This is a genomic window from Nostoc sp. XA010 (genome assembly GCF_020829625.1).
GTDB lineage: Bacteria > Cyanobacteriota > Cyanobacteriia > Cyanobacteriales > Nostocaceae > Nostoc.
Map to the genome: position 1 here is coordinate 484,223 of NZ_JAIVFX010000001.1, position 26,418 is coordinate 510,640.

Here is a 26,418-nt window from a genome sequence, read left to right on the forward strand (position 1 = left end):
AATAAAAGGGGAAATTTTTCCCCTTCTCTCTGTGTGAAATTTTTATCCTACCGTACATCTATCCCAACTGACTTGAGATCATGCTGACATCAACGGCTAATTTTTTGCCCAACTTAAGCAACTGAAGACACTTATTATCTGCTTCATTATCAACGCTAGTGATACATACCGGCCCTATCTGACTGTGCAGACAACTAAAGTATAGTTCCTGCGATCGCTGTAGAGAAACATCAATATTTAGATGATCCCCGACATCAATCAATCGTTCCAATAGCTGGATATCTGCATTAAAACTACCATTGGCATCGTGCAATAATTGCCAAAGTGATCGCGCAATTAACTGTTCTAACATCTGCTTACCGTCGGGAATATTCAGCCGACAACGCAGATGTTTTGCTTCAGTTGCGATCGCCTCCAATTCTAAGATGTGATTCCAACTCTTTTGGGGATCAGCGATATCTTGCTCAAGCGATCGTAATGTCATCAAACAGCGATGCCCTAAAGCAATATCTGCTGCTACCTGTAATTCTTGCGGTACTGCTATTTCATCTCGATGAAACGCCATCAGCACACCATAATTATCACGGTACGCTTGGGTATATAACTGTCCTAGACGTGTCAGTGTTTCCTCACTAAGCAGCCGCATAATCCGGTGGCGTTCTTCAGCAAATAGATTTTGCAAGCTGAAAGCTTCTTCGCCAAATAGCTGTGTCATCGCCAAGATAGTATGAGCCGCGCTAGCTTGTTTTAGTGCCCCAAACAGCTTTTCTTTTAATTGGCTGTAGTTACGTCGCCCAGTAAATTGCTGAATGCCACAGTGGAAATCCCAGCCTCCCAAATGCAGAACCGCAAATACCAAATGCTCACTTTCCCAAGTAATCTCTGATACCAGCTTTAAATTTCCTATAGCCAGAGTTAGCGATCCCATCCGTTGCATTTGGTAATCTAACTCATTGGCTGCATAGCAATAAACCTTTTTGTGGTAACGCTGAGACTGTTTATCAGCAGCATCTTTTCTCGGTAAGGAATTGTGCGCCTCTGCTGGTTTCTGATTGGTAAATAGGGAAGTAATGGCGTAATGGGCTGCTACTTGCTTAAAGCCAAGTTGGGCAGTTAACACAAGTTGCCGATAAATTTCCGCACCGTGTTTGAACTGATCTACATTACTGGGGGCTAAACCAAGACGTTTGACAAAGCCTTTTTCCAACTGCACACCAGCCACATCCCCTGCCAATTCCAAAGCACGGGCGGCATAGCGCAGAATTTGTGTCCCTTCTGGACGGGAAATTTCTTCAAAAAACCAACCGCAACTAGTGAACATCAACAAAGCGTGACGCTGCATTTCTAACAGGCGCAAAGCGTCTACTTGTTCGGCTGCTGTTAGTTTGTGGGTTTGATGACGGGCGAGAAAACGGTTGACATTGGTAGCAGAGCGATCGCGCAATACTTGGATATATTCATCTCGTGCTAGCCAGGGATCGCGAAATAACTGCTTACCATGTTCTGCATACACCTCAGTTAGCTGATCCCGCAGCCAATTTAGGGAATCCCGCAAGGGACGACGCCATTTCTGATGCCAAACACCACCTTCTCCACCGCAACCACAGTCATCTTCCCATCTGCCGACACCGTGGGCGCAACTCCAGGCTGTAACTGACTTTAATTCCACTTCCCAACTGGGAGAATTTAAGCTGAGGTAGTGGGCGAAGTTCGTTACCGTCCAACCCTGTTGAGGAAACTCTTTGGTAAAGGCGTAAGCTAAAGTTTTCTCAGTTCCCTTCTTGTGGTGTCCGAAGGTTTCCCCATCTGTCGCCACAGAAATTAACTGTGCCAGACGATGATCCCCACGCACCGCCGAACCGATACGTCCGGCAAAGTGACTAGAATTATAAACCACATCACTAAAACCCATGTCCCGCGATATCGGCCCATCGTAGAAGAAGATATCAATATAGGGTAATTCTTCTGTACTACTATTGTTAGGGCTAGTAGCGATCGCCTCCGGCGGGGCATAGCCCATCGCACTCAGAGGTGAAGATGAAGTATCTAGTGTGGGCTTCAAATAACAACGGTAGGGACGGGTAGAATCAATCTGACTTCCGCCGACTTCAATCCATTCAGAATGGGGATGATCTTGAGTGGGGAGGGGACGGCAACGCAATGCTTGAGATGGTGCAAGGACAATGAAGCGAATACCCTCAGCAACAAGAGCTTCTAGGGTGGCGTAGTCTACAGCAGTTTCTGCTAGCCACATGCCTTCGGGATCGCGTCCAAAGCGGGAGCGGAAGTCTTCTTTACCCCAGCGAATTTGGGTATATTTGTCGCGTTCATTCGCCAGAGGCATGATAATGTGATTGTATACTTGCGCGATCGCATTCCCGTGACCATGCAAGCGATCGCTACTCTTGGCATCCGCCTCTAAAATGCGCTGATAAACCTCCACATCGTAGCGTTCTAGCCACGACATCAGCGTTGGCCCGATATTAAAACTAAAATACTCATAATTGTTGACGATCCCTACCACTTCGCCTTGGTCATTTAAGACTCTGGCAAAGGCGTTTGGACGATAGCATTCCCAATGAATCCGCTCATTCCAATCATGGAAAGGTGCAGCGCTCGGTTGGCGTTCAATTGCGTCCAGATAAGGGTTTTCCCTTGGTGGCTGGTAAAAATGACCATGCACCGTCACATAAACACCATTAGCCTTGTTCAGGGGATCGGTTTCTTTGGCGTTATTGGGATCTGAATGTAATGTTAACGTTGAGCCAGAGCTAGCTGGCATTTCAGCAGCAGAAGTCATGTATATTTATCCAAAACAAAAACTTGCAGTTGTACCGAAAACATTGTGCGTAAACCTTTCTACAATAGTTTTTACACAAAATCCGGTATAAACAACAACTATGAGTCCAATTAAATTTTGACAAAGCTGTTTTATTGTAGTAGGAAATCTGCGTTATTGCACAGCCCTTTCCCTAAAGGCTTAAAGTAATTAGCCATTGAACAAAGGCTCAGTTAGGGGTTTTCTCTTCTTCAGTGTCAATCAAAATTTTAATTGTCTTTGTAATATATTAAACCCCATTTTCGATGTAATATTTTGGCTCAAATTCATACTTTTGCAACAAAAGATTACGAAAACTCATTATATCGCAATTTTATTTTACATAATAACCGCAGCAATGAATGGAAAACAGTACAATCTCTGAATTAGTCTACAGGCGGTTGAGAGTACCATATCGGAGTGCTGATATGAAAGTGATTGTTAATTCAACACTCCAAACTTAAAACTTAGGATTGCTCGCTGTGAATGATACCCTCAACTTAAGACAACAAATGTCAACCAAAAACATTATTCTTTTCGTTTTACTACTGTTTATCCCGGTTTCTGTAGCAGCCCACTTTCTGGAGTGGGGAGAATTGATAGTTTTCATTACAGCTGGATTAGCAATTCTGCCCTTAGCAGCTTGGATGGGTACAGCCACAGAAGAAATTGCTGTCGTAGTGGGGCCATCACTGGGGGGCTTGTTAAATGCCACTTTTGGCAATGCTACAGAACTAATCATCGCCTTAGTAGCGCTGAATGCTGGGTTAATAGATGTAGTCAAAGCCAGTATCACAGGATCAATTATTAGCAACTTACTACTGGTGATGGGTTTTTCCATGCTTTTGGGGGGACTACGCTACAAAGAACAGACATTTCAGCCAATTGTGGCGCGGGTGAATGCTGCTTCGATGAATTTGGCAGTGATTGCCATTTTGATGCCAACGGCAATGAATTACACCTCTCAAGGAATTAACGAAGAAACAGTGCAAAATCTTTCTATTGCTGTTGCCGTCGTATTAATCCTGGTTTACGCCCTAACGCTGCTATTTTCGATGAAAACCCACTCCTATCTTTATGATGTGGGTGTAGCGGAGACAGAAGAAGAGGAAACCCCTCACGCGAAACCAAATATGATGTTGTGGGTAGGTGTGTTGCTAGTATGTACTTTACTAGTGGCACTTGAGTCAGAAATGCTAGTAGATTCTCTGGAAGTGGCCACATCTCAGCTAGGTTTGACGGCGCTGTTTACAGGGGTAATATTGGTTCCCATCGTCGGTAACGCGGCTGAACACGCTACAGCAGTCACCGTGGCGATGAAAAATAAGATGGATCTTTCCCTTTCGGTAGCTGTGGGATCAAGTATGCAGATTGCCTTATTTGTTGCCCCCGTGTTGGTGATAGCAGGGCGGGTATTAGGTAAACCAATGGATTTGGATTTCCAACCCTTTGAATTAGTAGCTGTAGTTGTGTCAGTGCTAATTGCGAACAGTATTAGTTCTGATGGGAAATCCAATTGGCTCGAAGGCACTTTATTATTAGCTGCTTATACGGTATTGGGGTTCGCTTTCTACTTCCACCCAGTTATGGAAGGTATGGGGTAGTACCGCAAGGCGAAAGTCAGCCCCTTCTCTGCGTTCGCGCAGCGTGTCGCAGACAGACGCTACGCGAATGGGGAAGTCAAAAGTTAAAAGTCAAAAGTCAAAAGTTTTGTATATCAAGGCTTTTGCAAATTTTAAAATGGTAGATTGATTTCCGTTGTGCTGTACTAATTAGTAGTGCGTAGGCGTAGCCCGTCGTAGACATCGCTCATTTAACCCATTGGCAAAAGTCCCTACCCTCAACGCCTGTAAAATAAAGAGATATAAGAGCGATCGCCTATATGAGCTACTGCCTTAATCCTCATTGTCCCAAGCCTGAAAATCCTTATGAGGTCAAGTTTTGCCGGACTTGCGGTTCTAAGTTACTCCTCAAAGAACGTTACCGTGCTATCAAACCAATCGGACAAGGTGGTTTTGGCAAAACCTTCTTAGCTGTGGATGAGGATAAACCCTCAAAACCACGCTGCGTAATTAAGCAGTTTTATCCCCAATCCCAAGGCGCTAATAGTCTTGCCAAAGCTGTAGAGTTATTTAACCAAGAAGCAGTGCAGTTAGATGAATTGGGGAAACATCCGCAGATTCCCGAACTACTGGCATATTTTACCCAAGAAAATCGACAGTATCTTGTACAAGAATTTATCGACGGGCAAAACTTAGCCCAGGAATTAGCACATAAAGGTGCTTTTAGTGAAACACAAATCTGGCAACTATTAAACGATTTATTATCAGTTTTGCAATTTTGTCATGCTAGACACGTAATTCACCGCGATATTAAACCAGAAAATATTATTCGTGAGAGCGATGCCCAACGCAAACTAGTATTAGTAGATTTTGGTGCTGCTAAATCTGCCACTGGTAATGCCTTAAATCAAACTGGTACTAGTATTGGCAGCCCAGAATATGTAGCCCCAGAGCAAATGAGAGGTAGGGCTATTTTTGCCAGCGATATTTACAGTTTGGGTGCAACTTGTATTAATTTATTAACTGTGCGATCGCCGTTCGATTCTTATGATACTAACAACGGTACATGGGTTTGGCAGCAATACTTGAAAACTCCCGTCAGTAATGAGTTGAATCGCATTCTCAACAAAATGCTAGAGAGTATTCCAATTCGGCGTTATCAAACAGTAGAGGAAGTTCTCAAAGACTTAAATAAATACTCGCAAGTAGCATCAAAGCCAGCGATTGCACCAAAACCTATCCCTCAATCACCACCCAATTCTCCACCTGCTTTTGTATCGCCATCTCCTAGTCAACTGGATCGGGAATTAGAAGAAATGAAAACCCAATTTATGGGTAACAACAAACCTCAACCAAATAAAATACAGCCACAAAACGCCACACCTCAGCCTTCTAGTAAAAGTAAAATAGATGAAGAATTAGAAGAATTAAAAGCCAAATATCTTGGTAATAATAACCCTTAAAATCAATAAAAAATAGAAAACTGCGTTCTCTGCGCCTCTGCGGTTTGTTGCTTTATATCTACGTTTAAAAAAAGTGGCTCTGAGTTTCAGAGCCACTTCTAAAGCTGTATTTTGAAACGGACTAACCTTTCACAGTATCCTGATGTAGATGTGTGAAAATTTACTTCTTAGCTTCAGCAATGGGTACCCATTCAGTGTGGAAACTTCCGGGCTTATCAAGACGCAGGTAGGTATGTGCGCCGAAGTAGTCGCGTTGTGCTTGAGTTAGATTTTGAGGCAAGCGATCGCGGCGATAGCTGTCAAAATAATCCAAGGATGCGCTAAATGCGGGTACTGGAATTCCCACTGTTGCAGCTGTCGCAATCACTTCCCGCCAAGCAGTCTGTCTGTCGAGAATTGTCTGCTTAAATTCGGGAGCTAACAGCAAGTTAGGCAAAGCTGGATTTTCGCTAAAAGCCTTCTTAATCTTATTCAAAAAGCGAGCGCGAATAATACAACCACCTTTCCAAATCCGCGCCATTTCGCCCAGATCCAAATTCCAGTTATATGTTTTTGAAGCTGTGGATAACAACGCCATCCCTTGAGCATAAGAACAGATTTTTGAGCAATAGAGAGCATCACGAACTTTGTTGATAAAGTCCTTGGTTTGCCCGTCATACTTGCCACTGGGGCCTGTAAGGACTTTAGATGCTGCAACCCGTTCCTCTTTAATAGAAGATATAATCCGGGCATTAACTGCTGCTGTAATTGTGGGAATAGCAACTCCCAATTCCAATGCAGTTTGCACAGTCCAGCGTCCAGTTCCCTTTTGACCTGCTGCGTCAACAATCAAATCCACCAGGGGTTTATTTGTTTCTGGGTCAAGATATGGGAAGATATTCTTCGTAATCTCAATCAAAAATGAATCGAGTTCGTCGGTGGTGTTCCATTCAGCAAACACCTCATGTAGCTGATTATGGTCTAATCCAGCGACATTTTTCAGTAAGTCGTAGGCTTCAGCAATTAGCTGCATATCGCCATACTCAATGCCGTTGTGTACCATTTTGACATAGTGGCCAGAACCACCAGGGCCAATATAGGTTACACAAGGGCCATCATCGACTTGGGCAGCAATTTTGTTGAAAATTGGTGATAGAAACTCGTAAGAGCTTGTTGTACCTCCAGGCATCAGTGAAGGCCCATTTAGCGCTCCTTCTTCACCGCCACTGACACCCATACCAAGATACCGAAGCCCTGCGGGTTCTAATTCCTGAGTGCGTCGTTCCGTATCTTCAAACCAAGAGTTGCCACCGTCAATAATGATATCGCCTTCCTCTAACAAGGGTTTGAGTTGAGCAATCACCGCATCCACTGGTTTACCAGCTTGCACCATTACTAGGATTTTACGGGGACGTTCCAATAAGGCAACGAATTCTTCCAAGGTAAAGGCGGCTTTGACGTTCCGTCCTGTAGCACGCTGCGCCATAAACGCATCCGTTTTTTCTCGGGAGCGGTTGTAAACTGCAATTGGGAAGCCATTGCGCTCCACGTTTAGAGCGATGTTCTCACCCATAACGGCTAATCCAATCACACCAAAGCTTTGTAGTGTCATAAAAAATTTCTGGCTAACTCTCTTGCAGATCCTTTACCTATAAGGGTAGTCCGATATTTTCCGTTCTCCCCTAAAGAAGACCTTAAGACTTGAATAAAGGGCAAAAATCCGCAACTAATGCGGCTAATTAATTTTAAATTGTATCTAAATCAACAATTGACTGGCAAAATTTGCAAAATTGAAATAGTCAAAGGACGCAGTAAGGAGTAACCAAATAATGCTGGCATTTGTCCTAGCTTTGGTGGTCGGTCTTGGTAGTTTAGCTATTTATATAGCAGCTTTCTTTTTTCCAGAAATCCACCGCAAGAATGACTTTATCTGGAGTGGCGTAGGACTTTTCTATGCTTTAGTCTTATGGGTGTTTGCACCACGCATTACTGGGGGTTTATTGCTGGGTCATGTGGCTAGTGTGGCTCTTTTGGTCTGGTTTGGCTGGCAAACTCTATCATTACGTCGCCAACTGACCCCCCAGCCACAACAAACCCAAGTACCCAGTCCTGAGACGGTGAAAACTGGCATTCAGGAACAGGTAAATAAGTTCTCCCTTCAGGAACGGCTGGGCCAGTTGCAAAAAGGTCTTGGTAGCACCTTCAGTGGAGTGAAAGACAAGGTACAACAAACTGGGAGTAAAAAAACACCCACAACCCCCAAACCTGAAAACATTACCTCTGTAATAGCAGAGAAACCTACTGTTGAGATTATCGACAAAACTACTGCTATACCAGAAAAACCAGCAGAGGAGACAGTTACTACTGACACCGAAGCCAAAACCGAGAGTGTACCGGAAGCGATTCCACCACATCCCCCATCTCCTGAATTGGTGGAAGCAGCGCAACCAGATTTTGAAATTGAGGAGAAGCAACCGATTCCCGTAGAAGAAATTGCGCCGGATGCGGTACTCGCTCCCCCGGCGGAAATGCTACCTGAAGAAATACCGCCTAATCAAGCTAGTTGAATACAGTGAAACCCAGCGTTAACCTAATATAATGTTGGGTTTCACTCAACAGGTTTGAATCTTCAGCTTCAAAAGAATCATATAAGCCAAGACTAGCTACTTTGTCCTCAGCATCCAATGAAACTAAACTTGATTCCTTCAACAATTCGGCTGCCAGGAAATGTATTTTGATCCAAGCCTTAGAGGAATACCCCTAGAGGTTGTTTGAAAACTGTTTCGCTGTAACTTTAGGCACTTTTAGATCCCCCCTAACCCCTTAAAAAGGGGGGAACTGGAATCAAAGTCTCCCAGTTTATGCAGCGATCGCAGTATCATCAAAATCGATAGAAGCACACATCTGAAGTGGTTATAACAAGATTCCCAACTTTTAAAATAAGCCGGGAATCTGAGCCTTTGCAACAGGCAAGGCACTACCAATTAGATGTCAAAACCTTAATTGATATTACAAAAACATAATCTTCAACAGAAAATTTATTCAATTTTGGCCCGGAGTGCGGGAGAGCGAAAGAGAGTTGCAAATCCAGCTTGTCGCTCGTTTAAAGGTTCTAGAGCATCGTTCCAAAGACTTTCATAATAAAAGAAGGTTACGCCTAAACCACGTTCTTGGGCAGCCAGCACCTGAGACTTAATTTGCTGCATGGGAACTGGATTATTTCGTAACCCTGTCATAATGCCAATTCCAGTTGGAATTATTTGTTGCGCTTCTTGAATTTCTGGGCGGGAAATCTTAGCCACAAAACTTTGCAGATCCGGACGATAAACTTGCACGATTAACTCATCCACAATATTTTGTCGTATCCAACTCAGCCAATCTTGTAAGTGAAACTTGTAAGCAAAATCATAGTAATTAGGAGAAACAGAGAAAATCGCCTGGGGTTTTCTCTGTTTCACAGCTTGATTAAGTTGTACCATGAACGCCGTAATTTTATCTGCCCGCCACTTTACCCATGCTGCATCTTGGGAATTAGTTGGGGGAGGATTCTTCGTTTCTTTGGTGTACAAAGCAACTGTATATTGGTCGTAGCCAAATTCGTGAGGCAAACTCATGTGATCGTCAAACTGAATGCCATCTGTATCATATTGGGTGACAGTTTCTAGCACTAGATTGGTGATAAACTGTTGCACTTTTGGATGGAACGGATTGAGCCACATAACCTCACCAGCCGCACTAATCGAAGTTTGGCTACCATCCCGCTTTTGTGTGAACCAATCAGGATAATTCAGCGCCAATTCTGAGGTTGGGGGAGCCATGAAACCAAATTCAAACCAGGGAATCACTAGCAATCCTTTGCGATGGCCTTGGTTAATTAGGTCTGCAAGAATATCATGTCCATCTGAACCTTTGTAGACAAAAGGTTGAATACCTGCACGTTGTGCGATCGCACTAGGATACATCACATAGCCAGAATTCCACACCACAGGATAAATTGTGTTGAAGTTCAGCCGTCGTAATTGACTTACGGCATCCTGCACTTTCTCTCGATTTTTGAGGGTATCAAAATCATTAGTGGTCATCCAAACCCCGCGAATTTCCTGACGGGGTATCTGTGCGATGGCAGGGGTGAAACTGTCCACCAACAATACAGTAAAAAAGGATATTAAAATGAGAATTGGAAAAAGAAACTTGAGTAGTCGCCGCCAATTCTGAACAATAAAAGGTGATTTCATAGATTTGAATGATGCATTAACTACCCACACACGCCATTGTTCGCTTTTACGATTGAATCTACTAACCATATAGTCTACAAGTATTTATGCTTAGTATTGAATTGATGAGTTGGTAGTTGTTCGTTCCCTGCTTATGGAACTTTTGCACCAGAAAAACTAAAGCAGACCTAGCAAAGTTATAAGTTGCTTGACGCAGCAGATAGCCATTAGTGCCCAATTTTGAATGGAGCATTGGGGACAAGGTAAAATTTTCTCCCCCTGCCTCCCCGCCCCCTGCCCCCCGCCCCCGATCTTCTCACTCCCCCACACCTCACCTGTGTCACAATAGAAAACTGTAATAAGAAAAATATTGTTAAGGTAATTTAGTGAGTCCAACTGCTCAATCCACGGCAAGTGCGCGTCGCGTGGTATTTCCTTTTACGGCAATTGTGGGCCAGGAAGAAATGAAACTGGCGCTCCTATTGAACGTGATTGACCCCAAAATTGGTGGTGTAATGATCATGGGCGATCGCGGCACCGGGAAATCCACAACTATCCGGGCGCTGGCGGATCTGCTGCCAGAAATTTCTGTGGTTGCCAATGACCCCTTTAGTAGTGATCCTAGCGACCCCGACTTGATGAGCGATGAAGTCCGCCAACTGTTAGAACAAGGGGCGGAAATTCCTGTAGCTCACAAAAAAGTCCAAATGGTAGACCTGCCGCTAGGAGCTACAGAAGACCGAGTTTGTGGCACAATCGACATTGAGAAAGCTTTATCTGAAGGTGTCAAAGCCTTTGAACCGGGACTGCTGGCAAAGGCTAACCGGGGCATTCTCTATGTGGATGAAGTCAACTTACTAGATGACCACCTCGTAGACGTGCTACTAGATTCCGCCGCGAGTGGATGGAACACTGTAGAACGGGAAGGTATTTCTATCCGTCACCCAGCGCGTTTCGTTCTTGTGGGTTCTGGAAACCCGGAAGAAGGCGAACTACGCCCCCAACTGCTCGATCGCTTTGGGATGCACGCAGAAATTCACACCGTAAAAGAACCAGCCTTGCGGGTGCAAATCGTGGAACAACGGGCGGATTTTGACCAAAATCCTCCAGTATTTCTCGAAAACTACAAACCCCAGCAAGAAGCACTGCAAGAGCAAATTGTCAATGCTCAACAGCTTTTGCCAGAAGTGAAAATGGACTATGAACTACGGGTAAAAATTTCTGAAGTCTGCTCAGAACTGGATGTAGATGGTTTGCGTGGTGACATTGTTAGTAACCGCGCCGCCAAAGCCTTAACAGCTTATGAAGGACGCACTGAAGTTACAGTTGATGATATCCACCGCGTAATTACGCTATGCTTGCGTCACAGGCTGCGGAAAGACCCCTTAGAATCGATTGATTCTGGCTACAAAGTCGCCAAAGTTTTTAGCCGCGTCTTTGGTGTCGAACTACCAGAAAGTGATGTCGCACAAAAAAACGGCACAGGTCAAAAATTAGGGGCTAGGAGCTAATTAATTTTGGATTTTAGATTTTGGATTTTGGATTGAAGAAAAATTCCAAAATCGAAAATTCAAAATCTAAAATTGGCAGAGTCTAACTCAACATTTAGCACTCAAAACTGATTATGAGATTTTGGTCTTTTTGGTTTAACAGCTTTGTTCTATCTAGCCAATACAACCCGCCCAGATTTGTAGAATTACTGATGCTCTTATTAGCGATCGCTATGCTGGCAATAGCCAGTATTTTACCTGATAGACCCTATTTAATCTTAGGCTTGAGCTTAGTAGTTGGGGCATCTATTTCTATCTTAGTGCGGGAAGCGATCGCGCCCTCACCCCAGACACGAATTACCCAACTAACAGCATCGCTATTGCTCATCATCAGTCTCTATGGCTTTGCTGATTTAATGTACGCTCTTTAATGGAGAGTGGGGAATAGGGAATACGGAATAGCGAAGAAACTTAATCAACAATGTCCCATGCCCAATGCCCAACAACTTACCAATTCTGCATTTCCACCAATTCCATACACAACTCATTAATTTGCTCTAAATCAGGTTTGTGAGGTAGAGCAGATTCTTCGTATACAATTTCCATTTCAGCGACCAAATCTTCTGCCTTTTTCATCACCTCCTCATAAGAATACTCACCTTTTAAAATAGCTTTTAAATCCTCAAAATCACCAGCTATTCTCCTATCTACAATCACTTCACCTCGCCGCAATATTTCTACTCCACTGCGTAGCAATCTAATGCAGTGCATTCCATGTTTGAGATCAAAACCCGACTTTCTTTCCATTTCTGCCCTAGCCGGATTTCTATTTTCCTGCCAAGATAAGTAAGCCTTCCATTCTCTTAAAGCTATTTGATAACTTTGGCTTTTTTGAAGTAGGCGGATAAAATCTTTACGGCTATTGGTTAACTTTTGGGTATATTCCAAAGTTTCATCTGGCAAAGTGTATTGTTTCAACACGCCTTTAAAATCAATATCTGCCGTCAGCAATTGATATAATTGTTCTGCTTCTTCCAAAAACTCAATCCGTCCTCTGATTAAATTATAAAGATACTCCAGAAAAGCATTTAACTCATCTTTGCTGAGGGGTGCTTCGTCTTCTATGGCGAAATCAGATGGTATTGGCTTTTTTTGCGGTGGTTTTAACAACCATTTACGATGAGTTTCCATCTTTTTGATTTGGGCAAAGGCATAACCAGTGTAAGTATGTTTTACTTTCTTGCTCAAAAATAACTGCTTATGATTAATTAAATGCTGTCCGACTGCGCTTAAAAAAGGATAGTTACTTAACCAGAGCAATTCTAAAACATTGGGATTCGCACCTGCTAATAACTGGAGGATTTTTCTTAATTCATATATAACTGTGTCTTTGTTACCATCTACGAATGGAAATATTCCTGGTTCATCCCAACCAGCATCTTTTTGTTCTATGTGATCAAACCCTAAGTAATACCTTTTGGGTGCGATAAATACTCCCCGATAATCAAAGTCTGAATCAGGACGATTTAAACCATAGCCGTGGCTACCTGCCAAACCAATTAAAATAGTTCTTTGCTCAACTTCTATTCTTTCCATATCACCTGATTAAAATATAGTCATCCTAACTTATGAGTTAAGCCGATGAGAAGTAGGGAATGTAGATGCAGAGGAGGCAGAGGAGGCAAGGGAAGAATTTCTAACTCTTGACTAATGACTAATACCAAGAATTGCTTAGTTTAACAAAAATGCCCCTAAAGGAGATGATGCAACGATATCCCCTTAAGGAGCAAAACTTGTCAATTTAGTTGTTCCTATATTTTCGCTTTCCTAGAACAGAAATTATCTAGGATTAATGTGCCGTCTATTTCCCCATCCTGGATTAACAATGGCGGCTAAATCTTCTTCAGACAAGTTGCTGATTTCACTCTCCAGTTCTTCGACGCTGAAATCATAGCCACGCTCTTGAGCAATCTTGACGAAGGCTTCTGGATTAGCTGTTGCTTTGAGTCTTTGCTGTAGTGCTTGATCTTGTTTTACGGCTTCAAAAAGCCGAGTAGCATTTTGCTGTGTCATGACAGTTTCTCTCCTGTTTTAAATATCAGGTTTCAATCTTAGTAATTTGACTCTTATGGAATCACTAAATTTTCTGAAGAACCTTACGATTTAAGAGTGTAAGTTTAATTTTAAAACAAAGAAGAAAAATGTGTAGATTCTGATAAGAAAATATAAGTTTTAGTCTAAATATTTCTGCTAATTTATAAAACTCAGTCCTAAGACGGAAGCAGTATCTAACTGAATAACATTGATTTTGAATTATCAATGCATTTTACATTTTTTGCGTGGGTAATTCAGTTATGACGATTTTTGGCAAATGAAAGCTTGACTTGACACCTGTTCATAAAATAGTATGTTAGATTGTCTGTCTAATTCCTGCTCGGATCAGGTAGACATATTACAAAAGCTGGCAAAAGCGTCTCTACACGAGATAAAAACCAGCTACCTGTACGGCAACCTCAAGGACAATTCCATGACCTACGCGATTATTGAAACTGGCGGCAAACAAATACGAGTAGAGCCAGGCCGGTTTTACGATATTGAACTGCTTGCGATCGAACCAGATGAAAAAGTTACAATAGACTCCGTATTACTCGTGCAGCACGATGGCGAAGTCACCATTGGACAGCCACTAGTGACAGGTGCGACTGTAGAAGGGACTGTAATGCGACATTACAGAGGTCGTAAAGTCTTGGTATACAAGATGAAGCCTAAAAAGAAAACCCGTAAAAAGCGGGGGCATCGTCAGGAAATTACCAGACTTATGATTGACTCCATCACCCTTAATGGTGAAGTATTTGCTTTTGAAGGAGAAACGGAGAAGGAAACCCCCGTTTTAGATGAGACTCCTGCCGAAGAAGTTGAAACTGCTGCCGAAGAAGTTGAAACTGCTGCTGAATAATAATAAGAAGATACACAAGAGGAAATCATGGCTCATAAGAAAGGAACAGGTAGTACACGCAACGGTCGTGATTCTAATGCCCAACGTCTGGGTGTCAAGCGTTATGGTGGTCAAGTTGTACGTGCAGGAAACATTCTCGTGCGTCAGCGTGGTACTAAATTCCACCCTGGTAACAATGTCGGCATTGGTAGCGATGACACACTGTTTGCCTTAATCGACGGTGTTGTAATGTTTGAGAGAAAGGGCAAAACCCGTAAAAAAGTTAGTGTTTATTTACCCATAACTGCTGCTGAGGCAGCCCCTGCTGAGGCAGTAGCAAGTTAGAGTGTTAGGGTGGGTAATAGTGCCCACCCTAATTGCTAGTTAGCGATCGCATATCCCAGCAGTTGCTTAAAAGTCGCTTTGTTTCTCTGTTGCCTATAGATTAATATTAGGAGCATCAAAGCGCAGATATTCTTCAATAACAAAATATTACATAAACAAATTGGGTTGCGTAGCTTGCCGTCATTCCTCAATCTTTACTTGCCCTGAAGGTAAAAAGCGTCTAATAAAGTCTATGTTCCTGTAGAGGTTCTATGAGTCTGATTCTTCCCAAACGCACCCTATCCCGTCGTCGGTTACTGCAAGTATCTGGACTTTCAGGCCTAGGCTTTCTTTTAGGTGGCTGTGGGACAAATTTGTTCTCAGATAATCTGCGGCAAATATCTGAGCCACTAAACCAAAGTCTTGAAGCACTTCTGCTAAGTCAAAAACCAGTACCAGAATTTCCTGTTAGTGCCATAGAACCAGACAAATTGCTGATTAATACCTTTGACTTTACGCCGCAAATTGATCCAGCGCAGTTTCGCCTGATGATTGATGGCGAGGTTAGTAACCCGATGCAATTGAGTATGCCAGATATTCAAAAACTTCCCTTGACTTCAATGGTAATTCGCCATGTGTGTGTTGAAGGCTGGGCTGCGATCGCTCAATGGGGAGGTGTGCGATTACGAGACTTGGTTGCACTGGTACAGCCGAAGTCAAACGTCCGCTATGTCTACTTTAAATCTGCTGATGGCTACTATGAAAGCTGGGATATTGCCTCTGCTGTACATCCCCAAACTCTCATGGCTTATCAAAAGAATGGACAACCTTTATCAGTTGATAATGGTGCGCCCATACGCCTAGCATCCCCAATTAAACTGGGCTACAAACAAAGTAAGTGGGTAACTCAAATTACATTCGTCAGCAATTTGTTACCTCGTAAAGGCTATTGGGAGGATCAGGGCTATGAGTGGTTTGCTGGATTATAAGCGAGATAAGGGAAAAAATTTTACCTTGTCTGTTTGCAATGGGATGTTTTTTTATTTGGAAGTTCCTTGCATCTCTACACTATAGAGGGATGGGGAATTATGGGAATTAGTTAAAAATCGTTTGGGAAGTGACAAAAAATCAGACACCCAATATCTGAAACTCCTTATCTAGAATTGATTTTGACGAGCTAACAAAGGACACGGGTTTTAGTCCACAAAGCACGGAAAAGTAACAGCATGACTACAGAGAATCTAAGTACCTTGCCATCATCTCCAGCCCAGACCGAATTAGAATTCATAGATTCCCCCGGTTGTCAATCAACAAGTCTGCACGACTCGGATGTACCAGAAGTGGACTTGTTTAGTCCACTGAAAATTCGAGATATCACCCTGCCCGATCGCATAGCGATGTCACCAATGTGTCAATATTCGGCAGAAAATGGATTCGCGAATGATTGGCATTTTGTCCATTTGGGGAGTCGGGCTACTGGAGGCACTCACCTGATTGTAGTCGAAGCTACAGCCGTGACAGCCCAAGGGCGAATCACCCCTGGCGATCTTGGTCTTTGGGACGACATGCACATTGAGCCACTAGCTCGCATTGTCCGCTTCCTTCGTGAGCAAGGAGCGATCGCAGGGATTCAATTAGCTCATGCTGGCCGGAAGGCGAGTTGCAATCTTCCCTGGCTGGGTGGTACACCGTTAACACCTGAAGAAGGCGGTTGGCCTGTAATCGGGCCAAGCCCAATTCCCTTTCAAGAAGGCGGCCCCCTTCCCATAGCCCTCGATGAGGGTGGGATTGAAGAGGTGATTGAAGCCTTCGTTGCCACAACCGGGCGTGCCCTTCAAGCGGGCTTTCAGATTATCGAAATCCACGCGGCTCATGGATATCTACTGCATTCTTTTCTTTCGCCGCTAAGTAATCAACGAACAGATGGTTACGGAGGTTCGTTGGAGAACCGAATGCGTTTGTTACTGGAGGTTACAAGACGAATCCGAGAGATTCTGCCAAGTGGGATGCCGCTTTTTGTGCGCCTCTCTGCTACCGACTGGGTAGAGGGAGGTTGGGATCTCAAGCAGTCAGTGATATTATCCCGTGAACTAAAGGAATTAGGCGTTGATTTAATCGATGTTTCCACAGGAGGCTTAGTCCCTCATGCCAGGATTCCCGTGCAGACAGGTTATCAAGTGCCTTTTGCTGCCAAAATCCGAGAAGAGGCTGGGATTAGGACAGGGGCTGTGGGGATGATAAAGGAGGCTGAGTATGCCAACCAAGTAATTACTCGTGGATGTGCGGATTTGGTTCTCGTCGGTCGAGAAATGCTCCGCGATCCTTATTGGTCAATTCGTGCGCGTTGCCATTTGGATGAGGAACCTAACTGGGCTTTGCCCTACGGGTATGCAGTTAAACAACGGAGACAGGGGAAATAAATCTAAACAGCAGGTGTTGCGATCGCAATGGTAAAGTTTGAGATTGCCACGGTGCGATCGCAATTTACTAGTGTTTAACCGCAGATGATCAGTAAATGGAGCTAAAAGACTCATTAATCTATTTCAATTAGCTCCCTATCCCGCCCAGCACTCAAAGTACCGGGTTAATAGGCTAAGTCCACTCAAGTGGACCGAAATTAATCTCAAAAAATGGCTTAGTCCTCTTTAGAGGAGTTAAGCTATTAGACTGGGATTTCAATCCCAGGCGGGTAATGCAGTCGGTGCAGATTACCTAAATTACTGAAACCAACGCCAGAAAACTTAAGAACTTGGGGCTTAAGCCCCAAGTCTTGCCATGTCACCTTGACAAGGCTACCTTAAACCTTAGACGTGAGAAATCTTGATATTTCCGCATGTGCCAACACAGCAGCAGGTTCGCGCTGGAGAGCGTTGTAATACTTTCTCTCGAAGGTATTGCCCGTCTCTAACGGTATAATCAGCGTGCGGACATCAGCAATCAACTTTTCAAAATCCTCTATTGCTATTGGTTCATCTGCTTCGAGCATTTCATCAACTTGCACAACCATCTCGGAAATGCGATGTAGCCAAGCAAATTGTTCATGAGCGATAACTAGCTGAAGTAGTTCTCCGCTTGATACTCGTCCACTAACTTGTTCGTAGGCAATGCGTTCTGTATCCAGCAACATCTTATGAAGGTGGAGTAATTTATTTCGTAAATCACGCAGATATTGATGTTGACGTATTCTTTGTGAAAGTGTGTTAGAAGTCAATGTTACCCATCCTTTCGTTACGATAGTCTTGAATGGCTTAAATAATTGCTGCGTCAGTATTCATCACGAATAGACTGTAGCGAACAACTGGTTTGTTGAGTGATACGCTAGCAATCAGAAGCATATCCAATGATGGCGTAGCAAGATCCCCGCAGGTTTACGGGAGCGGCACTCAACATACATCGCCTCACTGTCTTGTGCAAACAGCACCATTAGCCATCTGCCCAACTTCAGTTTATGTATTCGGTTTCCTTGTTAACACGCATGACAATTAACATATCTTTTTATAACTGTTGTATCTTATATTTGATTACTCATATATTAGCATAAACTTATAAGAAGTACATAGTGTAGAACCTATCGAGAAAATATCAATTATGGGAAAACTGTCTTAATGTCGCTAGCATACGTAATTCTAGGTCTTCTTCAGCAGCAGGAAATGACGGGCTATGACCTCAAAACGAGCTGCTTTGATCAATGCATTGCCCATTTGTGGCCAGCAGACCAAGCACAAATTTACAGAACTCTCGATAAGCTAGTTGAGCAAGGCTGGATTACCTGTACAATTGAGATTCAGCGCGATCGCCCCAACCGCAAAGTCTACAGCGTAACGGAGCCAGGGAAAGCCGAATTTGCCCGATGGCTTGGGACTCATCAGCCTTTGCCGACTGTACGAGAACCAATGCTAGTCCAGTTGCATTTTGCAGATCAGTTGCCGAATGACACTATCATTTACCTACTGGAAGAACAATTAGCGGCTCGAAGGAAAAAGCTTGCTGAATGTGAAATCATTGATTTGCCATCACTTGGTGATGAGTCTGCCAACCGTGAGCAAGTAATGCAAAGGCTTGTGTTAGAGTTAGTGATCCGAAGAGAACAGACTTATATTGATTGGTTGAAGATAGCGCTCAATGTTATTAGTCACCAAAAGATTTATGCATCAAATTATCAGATTCTTTGATATACCCTAGCACTAAAGCGAGGGGGATTCCTGTTTCAATCGGCTTCTTTCGGATGATTGGCTCTCTTCTGTTTAGATACGTCCACAGGCTCAAAATTATACTATAGGGCGTTTTCACCAGAAGCTTTGCGCTAGCATCTCAAAAAGAGGAAGCCGTTGGCTCTAGCTCGTTTTTCTGTAACTCTGATAAATCAAGGCAATGGTAACAATAGCAGTCAATCCTTATCTCGATCGCAATTTTGCTCCAGTCAGTGAAGAAATCACCACTGACAAGTTGCCAGTTATCGGTGAATTACCCCTTGACTTATCGGGGATGTTTATCCGAAATGGCCCTAACCCTCAATGGAAACCCATCGGTGAATATCATTGGTTTGATGGGGATGGGATGTTGCATGGTGTACAAATTAGCAACGGCGTAGCCACTTATCGCAACCGTTACGTCCAGACAGCCGGATGGAAAAAAGAACGAGTTGCGGGTAAGGCTCTCTGGAGTGGGTTATTAGAACCACGCCAGATGGATAACCGCCACGGTGGTTACAAAAATACTGCCAATACTGCCTTAGTGTGGCACGCTGGCCAGATGTTGGCACTGAATGAGGGAGGTAAACCTCACGCCATTAAGCTTCCTGAATTAGATACTATTGGCGAGTATAACTACAATGGCAAGCTGGTTTCTGCCTTCACAGCCCATCCCAAGGTAGACCCGGTTACAGGCGAAATGATCTTCTTTGGCTACTCTCTGTTTGTGCCACCATACGTCCAATATAGTGTGGTTTCAGCACAAGGCGAACTGTTGCGGACAGTGCCAATTCATCTGCCAATGGGAGTGATGATGCACGATTTTGCCATCACAGAAAACTACACGATATTCATGGATTTGCCGTTGACTTTTAACCCAGAAAGAGCGCAACGGGGAGAACCCGTTATGATGTTTGAGCGCGATCGCCCCAGTCGTTTTGGCATTTTACCGCGTCACGGTAACAACAGTAATATCCGATGGTTTGAGAGTCCTGCTTGCTACGTCTTCCATACGCTCAACGCTTACGAAGAGGGAGACGAAGTAGTGCTTATTGCCTGTCGCATGAATTCTACTACTGTGTTGATTTCTAGTGATTCGCAACCCGACCCAGATGCAAATATCCCGCGCTTGCATCGCTGGCGATTTAACCTCAACACAGGGACAGTACGCGAAGAAATGTTAGATGATGTAGCTTCTGAATTTCCCCGCGTCAACGAAAACCTATTGGGGCGACCAAACCGATATGGCTACACTAACAAAGCGGCAAATAATCCCCTACCTTTATTTGAAGGTATTATTAAGTACGACTTCAGCAATGGACAATCCCAAACCCACGAATTCGGAAAGGAGCGCTATAGCGGTGAAGCTGTGTTTGCGCCGCGTCCTGGTGCAACGGCTGAGGATGATGGTTGGCTTATGACTTTCGTCCACGATGAGGGTTCAAATACTTCAGAATTAGTAGTTGTGAATGCCCAAGATGTAACTGCTGAACCTGTAGCGCGGGTGATAATTCCTCAACGAGTGCCTTATGGATTTCATGGTACTTGGGTTGCAGGGGAATAGTCGATCATTTCGCTACAGTCAGCAATTATTATAAAAAGACCTCTCCCTGGTTCTGCTACGCAAAATCTGTCCCTCTCCGAGTCGGAGAGGGACAGATTTAAACTTTAGTTTAAAGCAGGGAGAGGTTAGTGGAACTCACGTTTACCTTTTTTCCCTATACCCCCCTGCATAGTCAATTACACAAATTGTTCTATATAATTTGTGAGTTCCATAAGCAACACCAGACACTTTAAAAGCGCCGTTAAAAATGTTTGTTCGATGACCGCGATCGGGCACACCATCATCAATAATTAACTGCATGACAATATCTTGGGCGGTATTTGGGCCATAACTGATATTTTCGCCTGCGGTTGTTTGCCATTTACCATAGCGGTTGATGCGAGTAAAGGGGTTGCTACCATCGCTACCATTATGACCTAGAGCACCTTTTGGTCCTTGGTCTTTAACATGGTCTTTTGCTCCTAAAGACATACCCTTTGATGCACTCAACGCCCCCACAGGACGTGCTGATTTCAAAAATGCGATCGCCTCATCAACTGGTTTGACTCCTTCTTGAGTTCGCAAATAGGTATTATTAGAAATTTTGACTCGGTTCCCCTCAAAGCGCTTTTTATAGTTTTCCAAAATCGGGAGATATGACTTAGGATTTGTTCGTACCTTATTTGTTTCAACAATTACCTGTTGTTCTAGCGGTGAAAGATAACTCGCCTTTGCTAATAAAGTTGGAGCGCTAGGTTTAACTACTACTGGGTTAGAGTTTGCCACAGATGGGTTAGATTGCAACAGTTGATTTGAGCAACCGAATATCAGGGTAATCGGCAAAAGTACCCAGAATTTAATGCGATGCATTCATTACCTCACAATTTTTTCTATGGATTAATTTAGTGAATTAGAAGAAATAATAATTTTCAACACACAGAAGTTTGTAGACGCTTCTTTATTCACAATTGTCAGACATCAGAACTTCGATCATTCCCCTAAGAAGAAGGGAAATGAGTTGAGCAAGAGTATAGATAACGCTGCGAACGTCTTTGTTCCTTGAGTGTTAAAAAAGGATTACTTAATACTTGTTGTAACCTAGCTAACACAAAAACGTAAAGCACAAAAAAATATTTTTACTTTATTACGCTTGATTTTAAATATAATAATTAAGAACGTTACATAATACTAAATATAACGCAAATAAAAACTTTGCATATTTGCGTTTGAGAAAAAAACGCAGAGTTTATATCGTATCCGCTCAAATAAGTGTTGTTGCGATCGCTCGTTCTCAGCATTCCCACAGAGTATGGTAGCAAACTTAAAAAACCTTGCGCTCGCATCGTTTCACTCGCAATTGACTTTCTGATTACACTTTTAAAAACCAGCGTTGGCGATACATCAGAACACCAACAGCCCACCACAACAACACGGTGACTAGGGCAAATAACAGGGAACCATTTAAAACTCCTGCCCAAGATGCGAAAAAATTCTGGTAAATCCAATTGTAGGTACTGGGAGCGTCTTTACCTGTGCCGATAGTGGTTTTCACTAAGATTTTAATCAATAAAACGGATGGAACGAAAAGTGCGATCGCATTTAAGCCCATAATTTCAAAAGGTTTACTCCAGCGACGTATCACCCGGACTTCAATGATTTCATAACAAGCGGCTAGCAAAAGTAACGCCCAACCACTGGTGAAAACTACATAAGAACTTGTCCACAGCTTTTTGTTAATGGGAAATGTCCACCCCCACGCCCAACCGATAATTAAACAACCAACTCCAAATAATGCTAACCCGATACTTGTGCGTGACTGTACAGGTTGGCTGCGTATCCATTGACCAGTGAAATAGCCAGCGAGGACGCTTACTATCGCAGGAATAGTACTGAACAGTCCCTCTGGATCTCCCATAAAGTTGAAACTATCACCTTTATATAGATGTGCTTTGGGAATAATCAAACGGTCAACAAAAGCGCCAAAATTACCTTCCCGCGTCAAAACTCCCGCGCCATATTCTGGGACTGGTACGTACATCATCGTTAACCAGTAGCCGATAAGTAACACAACTGCCAGTATCCATTGACCTTTGCGCGGAAGGTTGAGAACTATTAAGGAAGCCAGCAGATAGGTAATGCTGATGCGTTGCAACACTCCCATAATACGGATACTACCCAAGTCAAAAGTCCAAATACCTTGATTCCAAAAGCCATTTAGTAGCAATCCCAAGGCAAAGAGAATGGCGGCGCGGCGTAAGATGCGCCAGTAAATAGCTGAGGTTGGTTTGTTCTCTTCGGTGTACTTTGACAGCGAGAAAGTCATCGCTACACCGACAATAAACAGAAAGAAAGGGAATACCAGGTCAGTTGGTGTGCAACCGTGCCAATGGGCATGGGCTAAGGGAGGATATACATCATCTGTGACTCCCGCCATATTGACGAGAATCATCGCAGCGATGGTAATGCCGCGAAAAACATCCAGTGAAGTCAGGCGCATAAGTGGAATTTTATGTTAGATGAGTATCTAAGTACAGCATTTCATTAATTCGTAGCGAATTAAATTTGACAATGCCAATGCATCGACTGACAATGCCAACGTATCGACTGACAATGCCAACGCATCGGCTGACAATGCTAATGCATCGACTGACAATGCCAACGTATCGGCTGACAATGCCAACGTATCGACTGACAATGCCAATGCGTCCTTTTGCATTAAAAACGCTACGTTTTACCCAAAGCTGTACTAAGCTACCCCGCTTGATACAAGTAATCAAGCAAAATTTATAAACTTAGATACAAGGTAAAATTTTGTTAAGTAATTACCACAACTCGCTATGCCAATCAAAGTTGGAGATACTGCTCCTAATTTCACTCTACCTGCTCAAAACGGCTCAACAATTAGCCTCCAAAATTTTCGCGGCAAAAATGTTGTCCTATATTTTTACCCCAAGGATGACACACCCGGATGTACGGCTGAATCCTGCGCCTTTCGCGATCAGTATGAAGTGTTTAAAAGCGCTGGCGCTGAAGTTGTCGGCGTGAGTGCTGACTCTACCGAATCTCATCAAAAATTTGCTGCGAAATACAATCTACCTTTTACGCTGTTAACTGACAAAGGCGACCAAGTGCGGAAGCTATATGGCGCAACAGCAGCGTTTGGCTTATTCCCTGGTCGCGTTACTTACGTCATTGACCAACAAGGAGTTGTGCAATACGTCTTTGATTCAATGTTTAACTTTAAAGGTCATGTTGAGGAAGCACTGAAAACTTTGCAACAGATTGCAGCTAAGTAGGAGTTAGGAGTGAGGAGTTAGGAGTGAGGAGTTAGGAGTGAGGAGTTAGGAGTGAGGAGTTAGGAGTTATTTCTCCCTCATCTCCCTCATCTCCCTTATCTCCCTACTTACTCGAATGCGATTTTTCCGGCATGACAATATTGGCGTGGGTTGCTTTACCATTCTTGCCGTTAGTATGGCCGTTAGCATTACGGGGCTGGATAACACCATAACCGCCGTGGTTGCGTTCGTAAATTACATTAATCTCTCCAGTTTCAGAATTGCGGAACATATAAAAGTCATGCCCTACGAGTTGTAGTTGTTCTAGGGCTTCTGCAAGGGTCATCGGCGGCATGGAAAAATATTTGGTGCGAACGACTTCGTTGGGTAATTCGGGGGTGCGATCGCCAATTAAATCTGTGACTACCGATTCTACAACAACTACTTCTTCTGGTGGGGGCTGAGTTTTATGGTCTTGACGCCGTTCTTTGTATTTCCGCAGTTGACGGGCAATTTTATCTGCAACTAAGTCAATGCTGGCATATAGGCTTTCGCTGCTTTCCTCGGCACGGATAACGCTACCATTAGCATAAATAGTTACTTCAGCCGCTTGTCTTGTATTAATTCGAGGATTACGGGCTACGCTAAGATGCACATCTACTTCATTTGTAAGGCTCTGAAAGTGACTAACTGCTTTTTCAATCTTTTGATGTACATATTCCCGAATCGCATCGGTGATTTCAATATTTTTGCCGTGGATGACAAGCTTCATGTAAACTCTCCCACTGAATATTTAATGTGTGAATTTGCTTTGTATGAAAAGAAATTGCGGTAAGGTTTATTACTCCCGCCAAAACAAATTGTGAACTCTTTCTATGTACTGCTGGTAAGCTTTTCTAAACTTACTGCATCGAGGCTTTTGCTCATTATACCCTTGATTTTCCTCATCATCTCTGCGCTGATATCCAATTGGATATCCACCTAGAATTCTTTGGTGAGGAAAATTTAGCAGTAGCTCCTGTAACTGTCTTCTGTGTTAAAACAACGCTTACAGAACTGTTGATAGTTGCTCCTTCTGTGTTCGGTTGAAGTTTGCTTGCTGTTGTTTAATAATACAAGTCTTTGTGGAAATTTGATTCTGTTTGAAATGCAAACTAATGTTATGAGAGTCATCAGCCAGTACATTCGTCTTTATCGTCTTGGCATGATGCTTATTGCAGAGAATTCCTCCTAAAAACCTATTATTGAGGTTGTATATTCAAGCTAGCACTTTGTATTTTCTAATGCATCTTCCCTTGACTTTCCTTTAAAATCCTTTGCAAATCTTGACATTCTGTGACTCCAATCCTGTAAGTTGAAATATATTTAGCGCTTAATGCAGTTGATTTTTGGCATAATCCATAGTATGGAAACCCACAAAAACCGTTGTTTGCTATATAATCAGGGATTAATGCCTTACTTAGAAGCTCATAGATGGCAGCGATCGCTCCTGACTGAGCGTATCCATAATCCCAGTCTAGACGACGTGTTAATTTTGCTAGAACATCCACCCGTCTACACTCTGGGACAAGGAAGCAACTCAGATTTTATCAAATTTGATATTGACAAAGGTCAATATGATATGCATCGAGTTGAACGGGGCGGCGAGGTTACTTATCATTGTCCCGGTCAATTGGTGGGGTATCCAATTTTAAATCTGCAACGTTATCGTAAAGACCTCCATTGGTATTTACGCGAACTCGAAGAAGTCATTATTCGTATATTGGCAGTTTATGGGTTGCAGGGAGAAAGAATTCCGGCTTTTACTGGCGTTTGGTTACAAGGGCGAAAAGTTGCGGCTATTGGTATTAAAGTCAGCCGTTGGATTACCATGCACGGCTTTGCATTAAATGTTTGTCCAGACATGACAGGCTTTGAGCGCATTGTACCCTGCGGTATTTCTGATAAACCTGTAGGCAGTTTAGCCGAATGGATTCCAGGTATCACCTGCGAAGAAGTGCGTTTTTACATAGCACAGTCCTTTGCTGAAGTCTTTGGTGTGGAATTAGTCGAGTCGCAGCCTCAAGGATTTTTCGGGTCTGAGTAAATTAAGCTTGTAATTATGTAATAAATATAGGACTTACGCAAAATATCTCTCAAACTCTGATTTCTCTGTGTCCTCTGCGCCTCTGTGGTTCGTTATTCCGTAACTGTGCGTAAGTCCTAAAATACTATAGCAGTCCTATTTAAATTGTGAGACACTGATGAGGGTAGCCCATATTTAATAGTATGAAAATAACTATCTAATTAAGGTTATCAAAGCTAAAATCTGATTATTTACAAATTTCTATACTAAATTTTTACGGCACTCAAGCACAACTTTGCGCGTGAATTACTCAAATAATCTCCAGGTATATCCCCCATGTTTAACGTCTTTGAGAGAACGTGATTGGACAGCTTTGATAGAACTATTTGATAGAGATGACGTTGATGAAATTGAAGCCGATATTCACAGAAGTTTGTTTTGGCTGATACCTGAACCTTCTTGGGAAGATGATCCCTTTGAGTTCTTGCGTGAGTATCTTTGAATAGTGGGGAATTATGAGTTATGAGTTATGAGTTATGAGTTATGAGTTATGAGTTATG

At 43.1% G+C, this 26,418-nt stretch carries 24 protein-coding genes; 14 read left to right on the forward strand and 10 right to left on the reverse strand.

Going from position 1 to position 26,418, the window contains the following annotated elements:
- Positions 1-58 precede the first annotated feature (58 nt).
- Positions 59-2,800, reverse strand: coding sequence for a DUF3536 domain-containing protein (locus LC608_RS02170; protein ID WP_229551947.1), 2,742 nt, complete (start codon positions 2,798-2,800; stop codon positions 59-61).
- A 530-nt stretch (positions 2,801-3,330) separates the two neighbouring features.
- Between LC608_RS02170 and cax the strand changes: the two genes are divergently transcribed.
- Positions 3,331-4,422: a calcium/proton exchanger gene (cax, locus tag LC608_RS02175; RefSeq protein WP_229551948.1), complete on the forward strand. Its 1,092-nt coding sequence runs from the start codon at positions 3,331-3,333 to the stop codon at positions 4,420-4,422.
- Between the two features lie 278 nt (positions 4,423-4,700).
- Positions 4,701-5,843 (forward strand): serine/threonine-protein kinase, encoded by a 1,143-nt coding sequence (locus LC608_RS02180; RefSeq protein ID WP_229551949.1) that lies wholly within the window; start codon positions 4,701-4,703, stop codon positions 5,841-5,843.
- A 160-nt stretch (positions 5,844-6,003) separates the two neighbouring features.
- Here LC608_RS02180 and gndA read toward each other — a convergent pair whose 3' ends face one another.
- Positions 6,004-7,434 (reverse strand): NADP-dependent phosphogluconate dehydrogenase, encoded by a 1,431-nt coding sequence (gene gndA, locus LC608_RS02185; RefSeq protein ID WP_229551950.1) that lies wholly within the window; start codon positions 7,432-7,434, stop codon positions 6,004-6,006.
- A 217-nt stretch (positions 7,435-7,651) separates the two neighbouring features.
- Here gndA and LC608_RS02190 point away from each other — a divergent pair, with 217 nt between their 5' ends.
- A complete protein-coding gene (locus tag LC608_RS02190; RefSeq protein WP_229551951.1) occupies positions 7,652-8,389 on the forward strand; it encodes a Ycf66 family protein in 738 nt (245 codons plus the stop codon).
- Between the two features lie 471 nt (positions 8,390-8,860).
- On the opposite strand, the gene LC608_RS02195 is transcribed toward LC608_RS02190, so the two are convergent.
- Entirely contained in the window at positions 8,861-10,057 is a 1,197-nt protein-coding gene (locus LC608_RS02195) for a glycoside hydrolase family 10 protein (protein WP_374108357.1), read from the reverse strand.
- 365 nt (positions 10,058-10,422) lie between these two features.
- Here LC608_RS02195 and bchI point away from each other — a divergent pair, with 365 nt between their 5' ends.
- Positions 10,423-11,547: a magnesium chelatase ATPase subunit I gene (gene bchI, locus LC608_RS02200; protein WP_229551953.1), complete on the forward strand. Its 1,125-nt coding sequence runs from the start codon at positions 10,423-10,425 to the stop codon at positions 11,545-11,547.
- Positions 11,548-11,660: 113 nt separating this feature from the next.
- On the forward strand, positions 11,661-11,957 hold the full coding sequence (locus LC608_RS02205; RefSeq protein ID WP_100901737.1) for a hypothetical protein: 297 nt from the start codon (positions 11,661-11,663) through the stop codon (positions 11,955-11,957).
- Positions 11,958-12,033: 76 nt separating this feature from the next.
- Here the strand turns inward: LC608_RS02205 and LC608_RS02210 are convergent, their stop codons facing one another.
- Together LC608_RS02210 and LC608_RS02215 are read right to left on the reverse strand one after the other, a co-directional pair.
- Positions 12,034-13,122, reverse strand: a complete 1,089-nt coding sequence (locus LC608_RS02210; protein WP_229551954.1) for a DNA polymerase beta superfamily protein — start codon at positions 13,120-13,122, stop codon at positions 12,034-12,036.
- 243 nt (positions 13,123-13,365) lie between these two features.
- Positions 13,366-13,599 carry a Nif11-like leader peptide family natural product precursor gene (locus LC608_RS02215; RefSeq protein WP_229551955.1) on the reverse strand — a complete coding sequence of 78 codons (234 nt, stop codon included), beginning with the start codon at positions 13,597-13,599 and terminating at the stop codon, positions 13,366-13,368.
- A gap of 454 nt (positions 13,600-14,053) precedes the next feature.
- Between LC608_RS02215 and rplU the strand changes: the two genes are divergently transcribed.
- The 4 genes from rplU (at position 14,054) to LC608_RS02240 (ending at position 17,205) form a co-directional block, all read left to right on the forward strand.
- Positions 14,054-14,482: a 50S ribosomal protein L21 gene (rplU, locus tag LC608_RS02220; RefSeq protein ID WP_229551956.1), complete on the forward strand. Its 429-nt coding sequence runs from the start codon at positions 14,054-14,056 to the stop codon at positions 14,480-14,482.
- 27 nt (positions 14,483-14,509) lie between these two features.
- Positions 14,510-14,806 (forward strand): 50S ribosomal protein L27, encoded by a 297-nt coding sequence (gene rpmA / locus LC608_RS02225; protein WP_099099325.1) that lies wholly within the window; start codon positions 14,510-14,512, stop codon positions 14,804-14,806.
- Between the two features lie 251 nt (positions 14,807-15,057).
- Positions 15,058-15,774: a molybdopterin-dependent oxidoreductase gene (locus tag LC608_RS02235; protein ID WP_229551957.1), complete on the forward strand. Its 717-nt coding sequence runs from the start codon at positions 15,058-15,060 to the stop codon at positions 15,772-15,774.
- Between the two features lie 237 nt (positions 15,775-16,011).
- A complete protein-coding gene (locus tag LC608_RS02240; protein ID WP_229551958.1) occupies positions 16,012-17,205 on the forward strand; it encodes an NADH:flavin oxidoreductase/NADH oxidase in 1,194 nt (397 codons plus the stop codon).
- A 377-nt stretch (positions 17,206-17,582) separates the two neighbouring features.
- Here LC608_RS02240 and LC608_RS02245 read toward each other — a convergent pair whose 3' ends face one another.
- Complete coding sequence (locus LC608_RS02245) at positions 17,583-17,996, reverse strand: hypothetical protein (RefSeq protein ID WP_181373946.1); 414 nt, start codon at positions 17,994-17,996, stop codon at positions 17,583-17,585.
- Between the two features lie 394 nt (positions 17,997-18,390).
- Here LC608_RS02245 and LC608_RS02250 point away from each other — a divergent pair, with 394 nt between their 5' ends.
- On the forward strand, positions 18,391-18,957 hold the full coding sequence (locus tag LC608_RS02250) for a PadR family transcriptional regulator (RefSeq protein ID WP_229551959.1): 567 nt from the start codon (positions 18,391-18,393) through the stop codon (positions 18,955-18,957).
- 199 nt (positions 18,958-19,156) lie between these two features.
- Positions 19,157-20,539: a carotenoid oxygenase family protein gene (locus tag LC608_RS02255; RefSeq protein WP_229551960.1), complete on the forward strand. Its 1,383-nt coding sequence runs from the start codon at positions 19,157-19,159 to the stop codon at positions 20,537-20,539.
- Between the two features lie 141 nt (positions 20,540-20,680).
- Here LC608_RS02255 and LC608_RS02260 read toward each other — a convergent pair whose 3' ends face one another.
- The 3 genes from LC608_RS02260 to LC608_RS02270 all read right to left on the reverse strand — a co-directional run bounded on the left by LC608_RS02260 (position 20,681) and on the right by LC608_RS02270 (position 23,234).
- Entirely contained in the window at positions 20,681-21,388 is a 708-nt protein-coding gene (locus tag LC608_RS02260; RefSeq protein ID WP_229551961.1) for a CAP domain-containing protein, read from the reverse strand.
- Positions 21,389-21,887: 499 nt separating this feature from the next.
- Positions 21,888-23,015 (reverse strand): acyltransferase family protein, encoded by a 1,128-nt coding sequence (locus tag LC608_RS02265; protein ID WP_229551962.1) that lies wholly within the window; start codon positions 23,013-23,015, stop codon positions 21,888-21,890.
- A gap of 27 nt (positions 23,016-23,042) precedes the next feature.
- A complete protein-coding gene (locus tag LC608_RS02270) occupies positions 23,043-23,234 on the reverse strand; it encodes a hypothetical protein (RefSeq protein WP_229551963.1) in 192 nt (63 codons plus the stop codon).
- A 121-nt stretch (positions 23,235-23,355) separates the two neighbouring features.
- Between LC608_RS02270 and LC608_RS02275 the strand changes: the two genes are divergently transcribed.
- The gene (locus LC608_RS02275; RefSeq protein ID WP_229551964.1) at positions 23,356-23,814 is read left to right on the forward strand and encodes a peroxiredoxin; all 459 of its coding nucleotides are present in this window, start codon (positions 23,356-23,358) and stop codon (positions 23,812-23,814) included.
- A 103-nt stretch (positions 23,815-23,917) separates the two neighbouring features.
- Here the strand turns inward: LC608_RS02275 and hpf are convergent, their stop codons facing one another.
- The gene (gene hpf, locus LC608_RS02280) at positions 23,918-24,565 is read right to left on the reverse strand and encodes a ribosome hibernation-promoting factor, HPF/YfiA family (RefSeq protein ID WP_229551965.1); all 648 of its coding nucleotides are present in this window, start codon (positions 24,563-24,565) and stop codon (positions 23,918-23,920) included.
- 633 nt (positions 24,566-25,198) lie between these two features.
- On the opposite strand from hpf, the gene lipB reads away from it, so the two are divergent.
- Both lipB and LC608_RS02290 read left to right on the forward strand, forming a co-directional pair.
- Entirely contained in the window at positions 25,199-25,879 is a 681-nt protein-coding gene (gene lipB, locus LC608_RS02285; protein WP_267870929.1) for a lipoyl(octanoyl) transferase LipB, read from the forward strand.
- 280 nt (positions 25,880-26,159) lie between these two features.
- Positions 26,160-26,360 carry a hypothetical protein gene (locus LC608_RS02290; RefSeq protein ID WP_229551966.1) on the forward strand — a complete coding sequence of 67 codons (201 nt, stop codon included), beginning with the start codon at positions 26,160-26,162 and terminating at the stop codon, positions 26,358-26,360.
- Positions 26,361-26,418 lie beyond the last annotated feature (58 nt).